12 protein-coding genes are annotated in these 12981 nt (G+C 56.4%); 9 read left to right on the forward strand and 3 right to left on the reverse strand.

Annotated features, from left to right (window positions below):
* Positions 1-206 precede the first annotated feature (206 nt).
* The 4 genes from SH410x_RS08790 to SH410x_RS08805 all read left to right on the forward strand — a co-directional run bounded on the left by SH410x_RS08790 (position 207) and on the right by SH410x_RS08805 (position 5247).
* On the forward strand, positions 207-2744 hold the full coding sequence (locus tag SH410x_RS08790) for a DUF1592 domain-containing protein (RefSeq protein WP_473676142.1): 2538 nt from the start codon (positions 207-209) through the stop codon (positions 2742-2744).
* A gap of 3 nt (positions 2745-2747) precedes the next feature.
* A complete protein-coding gene (locus tag SH410x_RS08795; RefSeq protein ID WP_473676143.1) occupies positions 2748-3425 on the forward strand; it encodes a DUF1552 domain-containing protein in 678 nt (225 codons plus the stop codon).
* Between the two features lie 70 nt (positions 3426-3495).
* Positions 3496-4587: an IS630 family transposase gene (locus SH410x_RS08800; RefSeq protein ID WP_473668492.1), complete on the forward strand. Its 1092-nt coding sequence runs from the start codon at positions 3496-3498 to the stop codon at positions 4585-4587.
* 27 nt (positions 4588-4614) lie between these two features.
* Complete coding sequence (locus tag SH410x_RS08805; RefSeq protein WP_473676144.1) at positions 4615-5247, forward strand: DUF1552 domain-containing protein; 633 nt, start codon at positions 4615-4617, stop codon at positions 5245-5247.
* Between the two features lie 365 nt (positions 5248-5612).
* On the opposite strand, the gene SH410x_RS08810 is transcribed toward SH410x_RS08805, so the two are convergent.
* Positions 5613-6491, reverse strand: coding sequence for a hypothetical protein (locus SH410x_RS08810; protein WP_473676145.1), 879 nt, complete (start codon positions 6489-6491; stop codon positions 5613-5615).
* A gap of 5 nt (positions 6492-6496) precedes the next feature.
* Positions 6497-7450 (reverse strand): hypothetical protein, encoded by a 954-nt coding sequence (locus tag SH410x_RS08815; RefSeq protein WP_473676146.1) that lies wholly within the window; start codon positions 7448-7450, stop codon positions 6497-6499.
* Positions 7451-7732: 282 nt separating this feature from the next.
* Here SH410x_RS08815 and SH410x_RS08820 point away from each other — a divergent pair, with 282 nt between their 5' ends.
* The 4 genes from SH410x_RS08820 (at position 7733) to SH410x_RS08835 (ending at position 11180) form a co-directional block, all read left to right on the forward strand.
* Complete coding sequence (locus tag SH410x_RS08820) at positions 7733-8095, forward strand: hypothetical protein (protein ID WP_473670265.1); 363 nt, start codon at positions 7733-7735, stop codon at positions 8093-8095.
* Positions 8076-9383: a hypothetical protein gene (locus SH410x_RS08825; protein WP_473670264.1), complete on the forward strand. Its 1308-nt coding sequence runs from the start codon at positions 8076-8078 to the stop codon at positions 9381-9383. The genes SH410x_RS08820 and SH410x_RS08825 overlap by 20 nt, the downstream gene beginning before the upstream one ends.
* A gap of 149 nt (positions 9384-9532) precedes the next feature.
* On the forward strand, positions 9533-9895 hold the full coding sequence (locus tag SH410x_RS08830) for a hypothetical protein (protein WP_473670050.1): 363 nt from the start codon (positions 9533-9535) through the stop codon (positions 9893-9895).
* Positions 9876-11180, forward strand: a complete 1305-nt coding sequence (locus SH410x_RS08835; RefSeq protein ID WP_473670052.1) for a hypothetical protein — start codon at positions 9876-9878, stop codon at positions 11178-11180. The genes SH410x_RS08830 and SH410x_RS08835 overlap by 20 nt, the downstream gene beginning before the upstream one ends.
* 778 nt (positions 11181-11958) lie before the next feature.
* On the opposite strand, the gene SH410x_RS08840 is transcribed toward SH410x_RS08835, so the two are convergent.
* The gene (locus tag SH410x_RS08840) at positions 11959-12369 is read right to left on the reverse strand and encodes a putative immunity protein (protein ID WP_473676147.1); all 411 of its coding nucleotides are present in this window, start codon (positions 12367-12369) and stop codon (positions 11959-11961) included.
* Between the two features lie 193 nt (positions 12370-12562).
* Here SH410x_RS08840 and SH410x_RS08845 point away from each other — a divergent pair, with 193 nt between their 5' ends.
* On the forward strand, positions 12563-12808 hold the full coding sequence (locus SH410x_RS08845) for a ribbon-helix-helix domain-containing protein (protein WP_473676148.1): 246 nt from the start codon (positions 12563-12565) through the stop codon (positions 12806-12808).
* Positions 12809-12981 lie beyond the last annotated feature (173 nt).

A 12981-nucleotide genomic window follows, 5' to 3' on the forward strand; every position in this document is an offset into this window, starting at 1 on the left:
GAGTCACGAACCCGTCGACGTTCCGTCAATAGCGGACTCGATCTCTCGGAGGCGCTGCTTGGGCTGGGATCATCCCGCCGATAAGGCGCCCGTGGTGCGGTCAATACGCGCGGTTCCTTTTCGGTGCCAGCACATCGCCGCCACCATTTCTCGCTATACTGGACAGTCCCGCCTACTTTATCCCACCAGAGCCGAATGACCGATTCATGATGCTCCGTCGCCATTACATCTTCGTCGTGGCCTGCGGCATTGCGTTCTACGCGTCGATTGCCCGTGCCGAAGATGGAGCGACCACCGCTGCGTTTCTGCAGAGCTATTGCCTGGAATGCCATGCTGCCGAACAACGCAGCGGCGATGTTCGGCTGGATCAGCTCGCTTGGCCGGTAACGAGTGAGAATCAGGATCTGTGGGAGGAGGTGATCCACAACCTCCAGCGTGGTGACATGCCGCCCGAGGATGCCGAGCAGCCGACCGCGAACGAGCGACAGGCGTTACTCGCAAAGGTCATTGCGGATTTCGAACAGCTTGCTGCTCAATCCAACGCCACTTCGGATCCGCTGCTGCGTCTGACGAACAATCAAATCGCACACAGTCTTCAGGATGTACTCCAAACGCACGAGCATCTTGCGGATCAACTGATCGGCGACCCGGTCGATAAGCATGGCTTTTCCCGCCAGAGCGAACTCGATCTTTCGGGGGCCTACCTGCAGCTTTATGCCAATGCGCTCGAACCGATTATCGCGCGGGCGATGCCCGACATCACGCCGACCCGGCCGGATGTGTTTCGGATCACTGACAACGACTGGGAAAAGTGCCACTGGGCGGGCGACAACTATCTGTATAAGGGGCTGCGGAAGTTATACGAAGGGCCGAACTGGATCGGGGATGATTTCGAGATCCCGATACCACCCAAACACGAATTTCGCATGTTCCTGCGAGAAAATCGAGGCAAGGGGAGATTCCGGATCAAGGTAACGTTACGCAATGAACCGCCCGGAAACGGCCAGCCACGCACGCCGCAGGAGATCGGTGTGTACGTCGATCAGTCGGGGGCACACAACTACAAACTGGTCGAGCCGATTGTGGTACCGGCCCGAGCAGGCGTTCAGCAGTTTGAAGTGTTCGGCACGCTCGAAGATCATCTCGGCATGAATCCAGACCCCATCGTGCCTGATGATCGAAGCCCGAGCTACTGGTTGAAATTCCGCACACTCACGATTGTGAATCACAACGAGTTGGAAGGCTTTCCATTGCCCGCCCGGCTCGGATGGACCGAACCGATTTATCTGGTGCGACCCGATGAACAGTGGATGAAGGCGTTTGGTGAAATTCCCGGTCTCATCCCGTCGGCTAACGGCAACAACGGCACGCACGGCAACGAAGCCACGGGCCCGGCCATTTATGCGGAGGCGATGAAAACCCATGGGCATGTGGTGATCGAAAAGGTGGAGTTTGAAACTCCGTATACCGAAAGCTGGCCTCCTCCCGCCGTTCAGCGTTTCCTCACCGAGGGACAGCTGGCGCGGCGAGAGATACCCAGCAAATTGAAGCGTTTCGCGGCACAGGCTTGGCGTGGGCCGCTGTCCGATGCCGACGCAACCTATGTCGACAAGGTGTGGGCGGCCGAGCTTGCCGCCGCCCGCACTGATCTCGAAGCCTTGCGAAGCTCCGTGCTGACGATCCTGTGCGATCCACGGTTTCTGTACCTGCGTCAAACGAATCACTACGACCTGACCGCCCGCTTGTCTTACTTTTTGTGGAATGGTCCACCGGATGCGCAGTTGACCGAGTTGGCCGGCGAACTTGACGAACTTGATGACGCCACGCTTGAGCATCAGGTCGACCGGCTGCTCGCTGATGAACGCGCCCGACGTTTCATCGAAGATTTTGTGGCGCAGTGGATCGACTTCACGCGGTTCGATCAGATTGCGGTCGATCCGAATTATTACCCGTCATTCAAAGATCGTGGCCTGCGAATTAGGGAGTACATGAAGCAGGAATCCGTTGAATTCTTCGCTCACGTTCTCCATCAGGATTTGAGTTGTCTGAGTTTTCTCGAATCGGATTTCGTGATGGTGAATGAAACGCTGGCCGAGCATTACGGGATCGCGGATGTCTTCACACAACGTTTTGTGCCTGTTGACGCGCCCGATGACCGAGGCGGTGGCGTGTTGGCTCAGGCGGCTGTCTTGCTGGCCCAGTCCAATGGACAGGATGCCCATTCGGTCAACCGTGGTGTGTGGATACGTGCACGGTTGCTGGGGGATCCGCCGTCTGATCCGCCGCCTGATATCCCTTTGCTACCGGAACCATCGAGCGATCCCGCCGATGGCCCCGTGTCGGTCAAGCAGAGATTGGATTTGCACCTCGCCACCGGCACCACCTGTTACGACTGCCACAAAGATATCGACCCATGGGGCATTGCCGCCGAAGGCTTTGATGTGGTGGGCTTGCCGCGAACGACCATTCAGAATGCTGGCCCCGTGGTCAAAAAAGTGGTGATTGACCAGCACGAAATTGACGGTCTGCTGCCCTTGAAGGCATTCCTGCTCGAGCACCGCCACGAGCAATTTGCCGATGGTTTGACACGACATCTGCTTTCCTATGCCCTCGGCAGACCGCTGACGTTTCGTGATCAGCAGTCGGTACTGGAGCTGCAGGCAGAGTTCAGAGACAGCGGATACAACATGCGGCACCTGATCAAAGCGATCGTCACCTCTAATGCTTTTAGACAAAGTTCATAGCTCATGGCTAACAGAATTGATATGCATCGGCGCAACTTTCTACGCGGCGCCGGTGGCGTGGCACTGAGTTTGCCGATGTTCGAATGCACGGCACACGCGGCCGAATCCGAGATACCCAAACGATTTCTGGCGTTGTACGTCGGCCACGGCTTTGCATTGCACGGGGATTGGGGGTGGTACCCGACTCTGATCGAGGGCCAAATGCACTTTGGCAAGTCGATGCAGGCGTTCAATGCGTTTGCCGAGCGTTCAACCGTCCTCCAGGGACTCGAGCATCCTCAGTGCGTGAGTGCCGGCGGCCACAGCACAGCCGATTCGTTCCTGACGGGCAGCAACCCTGCCGCGGCGGTGAAAAGCCCCTCGCTTGATCAAATCGCCGCGATGAAACACGGGCACAAAACGCGTTACCCCAGCCTGGTGCTGGGCAACGAAGGCGGCTTGGGCGGCGAAGGGAAGTCGAACACGCTTTCGTACAATCAGTTCGGCCGCGGGATTCCGTCCACAAACAACCTGCGCGGGTTGTACGACGCAATGTTCAACTCCGATCCGAACCTGCAACAAACCCAGCACCAACGATTGAGCAAAGATCAACGCCGGGTTGATCGTGTTTTGGAATCGTACCGGGAACTTAAGCAACGACTCGGCAGCCAGGATTCACAAAAACTAAGCACATCTGGGTAAGTATTTCGGTATAACTGGCAAGCTTTTTGCACCCATGTTGAGTTGGGAATCCTTTCTGATTTGCTAGCAAATGCTCGATGGTCGAGATTATGCGAAGCATCATGTTTCTCCCTGTTTCACGAACCGGGAGATTCAAATGGCACGCCCCTCTACAAAATTCGCACAAATTGGCTCAGTCGAGCAAAAACAGCAACTGACGGAAATGTGGAAAAGTCATCATTGCCACTATACGCGAGTTCGTGCGCACGCAATCTTACTCAGCGACCAACAGTACGAAATAAGTTCCCTTGTCGATATCTTTGGCGTGGATCGAGATTCGGTATCCAGTTGGATTGACAGATTTTCAGAAGGCGGCCCCGACGCACTTGAAGACTCCGAGCATCCCGGTGCGCCGCCGATACTCAACGCCTCAGAGCAGCAAACTCTCCGGCGACTACTTCGAAAATACCCGAATCGACCAGCCAAGGTGCTGAAAGAGCTGAAAGAAAAAACCGGCAAGGAAATCAAGCGACCCACTCTGCGAGAATACGCGAGGCGGTTTCGGCTGAGTTGGAAACGTTATCGTCGAAGTTTGCGGCAAAAACGGGATGAAAAGAAATTTCAATTGGCCAAGGAAGAGCTAGCCGAGTTTCTCGAAGAACCGGATTTGAACGTTGTTTACTTTGACGAGGCGGGTTTCTCGCTCAAAGGAGTTGTTCCCTACGGATGGCAACCGATCGGTCGACGCTACGAAATACCCGTAACCGGGGCACACGGCAGCAACGTTCAAGCGATTGGGTTTCAGGGTCAAGACGGTGAAACCCACACCTATCTCCACAAAGGCTACGTGAACAGCGAAATGGTGATTGCAATTTTCGATGATTATTGCCAAACAATCGACGGTCCAACTGTTGTGGTCCTTGACAATGCCTCAGTCCACACGAGCGGAGCATTTCAAACTCGCATGGAAGACTGGGCAGAGAAAGGACTCTACATCTACCATCTGCCGCCATACAGTCCAGAGCTGAATGCAATTGAAATGCTTTGGAAAAAACTCAAGTACCAACTGCTCCCCGCTGGCGCCTGGGAGCGCTTCAGTACACTGCTAAACACACTTACGAAAACACTCAATGAGTTTGGAGAAGTGTCGTATATGCCTACGCTTTTTAATTATGCCGAATAAATTCACCCGACGTGCTTAGAACACTACATGCACGCGTTGCGGGATGTGGAAAAAGATATCCAACGCCTGGAGCTTTGGATGCACAAGCCCAAACCACAGGTGGCAACCGATGAGCTCACGCTCGACGCAACCGTGCAGGATCCGGAGACGTTTATCCGCACCATGTACAGTCTGATCTACCTAGCCTTTAAAACCGATTCGACGCGGTTTGCTAGCTACATGCTGCAAAGCATGAACAGCAGCGCGTGGGATAATGTCCCGATCCAAATGGGCCTCGGCGGCACCCACCATATCCTCGCCCACAATGCGGCAGGCGGTGCAGAGCAATCCATACCGCTGGGGAAATACGATAAATTCCAGGGCGATCTGTTGGCCGAATTTGTCCAGAAACTGGCCGATACTGCCGAACCCGGTGGCAGCATGCTCGACAACACAATCGTGATGTACGGCACCAGCAACAGTCAAACCCACGTCAATAGCGACTATCCCATGTTGTTAGTCGGTGGCGAGAATCTCGGCCTTCGCCACGGAACCTTTCACCAGCTCGGCGGTACCACACCGCCTCTATCCAACCTGTATCTAACGCTCCTCAATGCCCTGGACGTGCCTGTCACACAATTCTCCGACAGCAGCGGAACGCTAGCAGAAATCTTGGCTTAAGATCCTGGCTGTCGATTGAAAGACGTTGGCTCTTCTCGGACTGAACTGGCACGCAGCCGATTGCCCCAACCGCTCGAAGAAACGCTGTGTCCCTCGTACCGTATTGAAGAATTCAACGCAGAGTCGGTGAGCCGCAAGGACGCAGAGAAAACCCATCACGCCCGCTCCCTCCTCCCTCTTCTCTGCGTCTCCCCGCCTCTCGCGTCTCTGCGTCAAGTTTCTTCACCAACACCACTCAACGCACTCCCCATCGAGATTCCGCCCAGCCAGCGACGAGAGACGCGCGATTCCAACCGCTCGAAGAAACGCTGTGCCCCTCGGTAACGCTGATCGGTGCTGTGTTTTTTTCAGCTGGATGAGCCGCGTTAGTCGTTGTCGCTCGATGAAGGTGGCGAAGCATGAAACACGGCTTGGTACTCACGCAGATGTTCATCGACGTCTCGCGAGAGCATTCGGCCGTTAAAATGGCCTCCAAGGACGCTGGCGTAGTAGATCGGCAGCGACATGGGTGGGATAAAACCGCCCAATGAGCTTCCCAAATAGGTTCCGTAGGCCGGGTACAAAATCCGATTGGCTTCGATAATCGCGGCCCGGTCGCCGCGCGAGTACAGGTAATCCATCACGTCTCGAGAAGCGACGGTTTCGTGAAAAATCGGCATCCACAGATAAATGATGCCGTACGTTCCCGGGTACGTTCGTCTGGAAAAATCCTTGGCGTGGGCGAGTTCGTGCAAGGCGATTGCGGGCACGTCGCTGTATAGGTGAACGGTCTGGGTGAAGGGGTTGTAGTGATCGCCGCCGAACACCCGTCCTGGTATGACCGCTTCCCCGCCCACCGATAACAGGCCAAGCGTGTAGCGGTACGGCCACGCAACGGACGTGTTTTTGCGCAGTCGCGTGAAATCTTTGTGCGGCGCGTATTGATTCAAACGGACTTGGACGTGTGCCAATTCGTTGGCTTGCATGTAGTCCGTAGCCGCTTCGATGGTGGGTTCGGAGATCCGATGTTGATCGATCCGGCGGTCCCACAGCAGCAGTTTGCTGGGGATGCCGATCACCCATCCCACGCCGTCGAGCAATCGGTGCGGACGCCCGATCTCAAGGGGACTCTCGTCCGTTTGGAATAGTTCGGCGGGAATATCACGCGGTTGAATCGGGATTGGCCGCGGGGATAGGAGGTGACAACCGGTTGACCAGGGCAAGCCGAGCAGGATCACGATCAAAAAGGGCAAGTGGCGATTCATCACGATTAGAAATCCTTCCAGAGACCGAATGTCATTCCGGCCAGCCACATCGAATCGACGTCACCAGGATGTCCCCACGTATCGCGGGCCTGGGCCACACCCGTGGCCACGATCCCGCGCGCACCGACTTGCAAATATGTGCGCTCGAAGATCGGCCATAACACGTCCGCGTTGACTTCCGAGACGGTTGCCAACTTAAAGGATTGTTGGGAAAACTGGGCTGAGGATCCGTCCACGCGGTACCCCTGTTGGTCGACGTGATTGCCGCCGAAACCACCGGCGAGTCCCGCGGAAAAGATGAGTCGGCGCCATTCCCACCAACCCGTCGTCGAGAGGTCCAACGTGATGATGTCATTTTGGGCGGCGGCGATTGTGTCGGTCGACGCATGGTCGATCTGGTCGGCCAAACGACTGTATCGGACACCGATCGTGGAGTAACTCCGGCCACTTAACAGGACCTCGTTCACGCCGAGACCGAATCGCGAAGTGAGAAAGTTTCCTTCGTTCGAATAGACCTCGCCCGGGCGAAATTCTGTTTTCCCCTCACCACTCACGCTGAGGACCGAGAAATCGAAGACCTTGCCTTCTTGCGTCCCCGCCCCATGAATTTGGCGAGTCAGGGCGATTCGGAATCCTGAATTGAGGTCCGACTCGACGGTCGAAACTCGCTGAGTCCCGGAGTCGTTCCAGTGAAGGTCAATGGCGTCATCACGAGTAATCAGTACGGTCTGCAACACGCCTGTCCAAGTCGGACTGATGGACGTGGGCTCCCCAGCATCGCGCTGCTGCCAATTTTCCAGCACGTCTTGGTCGTCGAAGTCGAACGATTCGATCATGCCTTCGATCTCGTCCTCGGCGATTAATGTCGGGAGCGTTGCGTCGCTCACTCCCGCGGCCAAGAGTAGCAGTGCAACGGACAACCCGATCCGCGTGATTCCGCGAAAAATAGATGCGATCAAAACGAGAAACCGATCCAATCTTTAAACGCAGCGGCGGCGAAGGGCGATCGTGTGTGGTTGCGAAGACATTTGCTCGATTCCCACCTCGCACCCGGACCAACCGAGTCCTAACAAAATGAACGCGACCAGGAATAGAGTGAAAACCGCAACCCCGCCGAACGGGTGCATGACAGGGTTTGCGGCTGGGATTGGGGTCGGCTTGAATTTGGATATGAATTACACTTTGCGGCGTGCAGCCGGGAAGGCTGGGAGCTTTAGAGAACACTTTTCGAGGGAATCGCCATGGAATCGGCATCAGCCACACCCACCGCCCAACAAATCGCTGACCTCGTCATGCAGCGGCTCATCGATGGTGGCGGGATTCCCGATCTCGCCAACGCCAACTTGATGACGATCGAGCAACGGACCATCGAGGAAGTCGACCGGGTCACGCAAATCGTCATGAGCGAACTGCTCGCCAAGCAGTCTCGAGAGGCCGATCCGGTGACCGCCTGTCCCAAATGCGGTATGGAAATGACACCGAAAAAGGCTCAGCATCGCTCGCTGCAAAGTAGACGAGGCCAAGTGAAATTCAAAACCGACGTATCTCATTGCGAGGCTTGCCGCCTCGATTTTTTTCCCTCAGATGAGAACATTGCAGTGTGACATCGACATCGAGCAAACGCCCGCAGTCCTACAGAAAGTTACCATCGCCGCAGCGAGAGACCGTTCCTATGCGGTGGCCAGTCGCAACCTGCGAGACCTCGCTGAACTGACCATCTCTTCCAAGCAATGTCAGCGGATCGCCATTCGCATCGGCAACGAACGACTCGGCGAACAGCAACAAAGCATTGATCGCTACACCGCCGCGAGCATCCCCGAGCAACAGCACGGCCAAAGCCACGATGCACCAGCAAATGATTGGAGCGGACGTGCCGCAGTGATACAGGGTGACGGCGGTCGTGCTCAGATTCGCGATTCGCTTTGGGGGCAGGACAAACCGAGCGACAAAAAGCACCGTTGGTGGCGAGAGACTCAGGCCGGCGTGCTGCAAACGTATCAGTCCAGGCCATCGGACGTGGACCCTCACCCCGAGGTCCCAGAATGTTTGAAAGATCCGCTGTGGATTATTCCCAAAGTGAATGAAATCCATCGCAGCAGCGGTTCATCAAGTGATTCAGGCGAACCTGAGAGTGAGCCATCGCGTGACAGCCAGCCGTCATCAAAGCAATCAGCTTCGGCAGAACCAGCCAGCCAAAACAGCAAGTCGTCACGCAAGGATCACAAGCGTTGGAGCGGCGGTGATCCGTTGGTACAAACGATCGTTGCGACCCGACTGGGATATGATCATCTCGGGTTGGCGTTGGCGGCCGAGGCGTATCGGCGTGGTTTTAACAAAGCCAAAATCAAAGCCTTCATGGGCGACGGCTTGAAAGTGAACTGGTCGCTGTGGTCGAGTCACTTCTCGCACTACACGCCGATCGTCGACATCATGCACGCCTTGGCTTACGTCTACGGCGGTGCGATCGCATCCTGCGGGCGGATCGAAGATGGCTGGCAGTTGTATATCCAGTGGCTCGAGTGGACGTGGAGCGGTGATGTCGATCGAGTCATCACGGCGATGCAACAGCAAGCTGCCGGTCACGAAGATGTTCCCGAAGACCTGCGTCGGGCCATCACCTACCTGAGCAACAACGCGTCGCGGATGCAGTATGCTCGTTATCGGCGTGCGGGACTTCCAGTGACCACCTCGCCCGTGGAATCGGCTCAGAAGCAAATCAACGAGCGGATCAAAGGGACGGAAAAGTTTTGGCGAGACGATTCGCTTGAGCCACTACTGCAGCTCAAAGCGGACGACCTGAGCGAAACGCACGACCGAGACGCCTTCTGGCATCGTCGAGGCCAGCGAAACGACGGCTTCCGCCATCGCAAGACCAAAACCAAAGTTACCTAACAAACCCTGTCATGCACCCCGCCGAACGGGGTGCATGACCGGGTTTGCAGCTTGGATTGGGGGCGGCTTGAAACCTTGGATGATTTACACTTTGAGCATGCAACCGGGAGGTCTGGGAGCTTTGGGTGACACATTAAAGGGAAATTGCCATGGAATCGGCACCGAATCGACCGACCGCTGAAGAAATCGCCGACATGGTCGTACAGCGTCTTGTTGAGGGTGGCGGGATCCCCGATCTCGCCAATGCCAACATGATGACGATCGAAGAGCAGACGATCAAGGAAGTTGACCGGGTCACTCAAATCGTCATGAGCGAACTGCTGGCCCAGCAATCTCAAGAGGCTGAGCCGGTGACCGCCTGCCCCAAATGCGGCAAGGCAATGACGCCCAAAAAGGCCCAGCATCGCTCGCTGCAAAGCAGACGAGGCCAAGTGAAATTCAAAACCGATGTATCTCACTGCGAGGCTTGCCGCCTCGATTTTTTTCCCTCAGATGAAAACGTTGCAGTGTGACATCGACATCGAGCAAACGCCTGCGGTTCTGCAAAAGGTCACCATCGCCGCAGCGAGAGACCGATCCTATGCCGTGGCCAGTCGCAACCTACAGGACCTCGCCGCACTGACGATCTCTGCCAAGCAATGTCAGCGGATCGCCATTCGCATCGGCAACGAACGACTCGACGAACAACAACAAGCCATCGACCGCTACACCGCCGCGAGCATCCCCGAGCAACAACACGGCCAAAGCGACGATGCACCGGCGAACGGTTGGAGCGGACGTGCCGCGGTGATTCAGGGCGACGGCGGTCGCGCTCAGATTCGCGATTCGTTTTGGGGAGAGGAAAAGCCGAGTGACAAAAAGCACCGTTGGTGGCGAGAGACTCAGGCCGGTGTGTTGCAAACCTATCAGTCCAAACCATCAGAAGTTGATCCTCACCCCGAAGTGCCCGAGTGTTTGAAAGACCCGCTGTGGATCATCCCAAAAGTCAATGAAATCCACCGAAGTAGCGGTTCATCGAGTGACACCGATCGTGAAGCGTCACCGAGCAACCAGACATCGCAGAGGCAATCAACTTCGACAGATTCACACCTCCCCAACAGCAAGTCGTCCCGCAAAGATCACCGGCGTTGGAGCGGCGGTGATCCGCTGGTGCAAACGATCGTTGCGACCCGGCAGGGCTACGACCGTCTTGGCTTGGCGCTTGCCGCCGAAGCCCATCGGCGTGGCTTCAACAAAGCGAAAGTCAAAGCGTTCATGGGCGACGGTTTGAAAGTGAACTGGTCGTTGTGGGCGACTCACTTCTCGCACTACACGCCGATCGTCGACATCATGCACGCGTTGGCTTACGTCTACGGCGGGGCGATTGCATCGTGCGGCCGGATCGAAGACGGCTGGCAGTTGTATGTCCAGTGGCTGCAGTGGACATGGAGCGGTGACGTCGCTCGGGTGATCACCGCGATGAAGGAGCATGCAGCGGATCACGAAGAGGTTCCCGAAGACTTGCGTCGGGCGATCACGTACCTGAGCAACAATGCCTCGCGGATGAAGTATGCGGAGTATCGGCGTGCCGGACTTCCAGTAACCACGTCGCCGGTGGAATCGGCTCAGAAACAAATCAACGAGCGGATCAAGGGCACCGAAAAGTTCTGGCGAGATGAGTCACTCGAGCCGCTGCTGCAGCTCAAGGCGGATGACCTGAGCGAAACGCACGACCGAGACGCCTTCTGGCATCGTCGAGGCCAGCGAAACGATGGCTTCCGCCATCGCCGCAGCAAGACCAAAACCAAACTTACCTAACAAACCCTGTCATGCACCCCGCCGAACGCCGAACGCCGAACTTTCAATTTCGCAAAGGCCACACGAAATCACTTCGCGGCACGAAAGCGGCCACCCAGATTTCGTCCGAGCGGCACCCCAAAAGATGGGGATGCGAGTGAGGCGATTGTGACACTTCGAATGAGCGGACACCCTGAGCGTTCTCGGAGTGACGACCGCCGCGAAGCAGCTCGCCTTGAACATGGATTTGAGGTCAGGCTCGAAGCGAGCTGACCCCAAATCCTAAATAGTTGTGCAGCCGTCAGGGAGCGGTGATAGGCCGACCAGCGCGAGACATCGCGAACATCGCACCGGCAATCATTCCCAAAGCCGCAGGAAGGTAGAGCGCCGATCTAAGTTCAGCCTCGGTAATCGCCCAGTCGTGCCACAATAGAATCGCAATCATGCACACCGCGTTCAAGGCAAGAGCTACGCCAAACGCAGCAACCCAAAGGAGCGCGATCCACGCCGGCCCAGATCGACCAACGCGTCGAGCCCGTCGAAAGATTGCGACGCTGAGAAAGAGCAGAACGAACAAACCAATGGGCATAGGCCGCACAACGGAAGGTTTTGCCGACGCCGTTCTCAACCGAAGAGAACGACATTGATCAACGAAAGATTCTACCAACACGAACGCCCGTCGCCAAACAGCGAAGGCGATCGCGGGCTGGCAGCTGAGGGAAGATGACCAAAGCGAATAACCGTTGCCCACCGAAAGATTCTCCAACGACGACAGCTGCGATCTTGCGTAAACACCATGTTAGCCGCCCCGTGCAGTGCCGAAGAGTCGGGATTCAAGGTGGGGAGGAAGTTGCTGGCGTTGCCATTGCCGTTCCGCGTCAACGTTTTCAACGGCTTTCAGCGCATAGGCGGCGGCGTGTTTGGCGTGGTCGGCCACATGAGCAGTTGCGGCAGCGTGGCCCGCCGCGCGTGCTGCGAATGTTGCGGCTTGATTCGCAGTGTCCCTTGCAGCCGCATGAGCGGAGAAGGCAGCAGTTCTCGCGTCGGTCATGCGAAGGTCGCCTCGTACCCAATCGCGTGCAGCGGCAATTGCAGCGACAGGGCGAAAATCGTCAGGTTCCGATGCGGAGAAGACGTTGAGGATGTGTTCAGCGCAGTCGGCAGCCCAGAGAGCGAGAAGTTGGTGGTCGGAAAGATTGTCGCGGCTCATTCGACTAGGGGCGGCTAACGGAAGGTGTTTACGACACCGTTCGTGACCGGAGCGAGAAGACGTGGCAAACCGAGAGATTGTACCATTGCGGCCCTGGTTCGCCAATAATCGAAGGCGTGCCCGAAGGGCCTCAGCGGCAACACCATGCTGGCGGTCGCGGTCCATCAGGAAAACGCCTTGGAGGATCGACCAAATGTCAACCGTTCCCGTTGAATTACCAGATCATTTGAAGTCGTATGTGGATCAAAATGCTGAACAAGGCGGTTTCGCCAGTGCAGGCGAATACATTGTGGCGCTGGTTGCAGCAGCGAGCGAAAAGCACGGCGAAATTGAGCAGGCCTTGATGGCCGGGATCGCAAGCGGCCCGGCAGAGCCTTGGACAGAGGACGAATGGCAAGCGATCAAGAACCGAGTTGATTCAAAAGCATCGAGTAAGTGAGCGACGTAAAGCCGATCATCCGGCGTCTGAAGGCAGCGGAGGACGTCGAGCACCACGCGATGTACATACGAGAGGGACGCCCAGATGTTTTTCGGAGAGGCACCCGGATTGATTGCATCGCAGAGAGTTCAAATTTTCGCTAAGGAACGAGCGTAAAATTACTGTCTGAAATT

Source organism: Rhodopirellula sp. SH410, assembly GCF_055811895.1.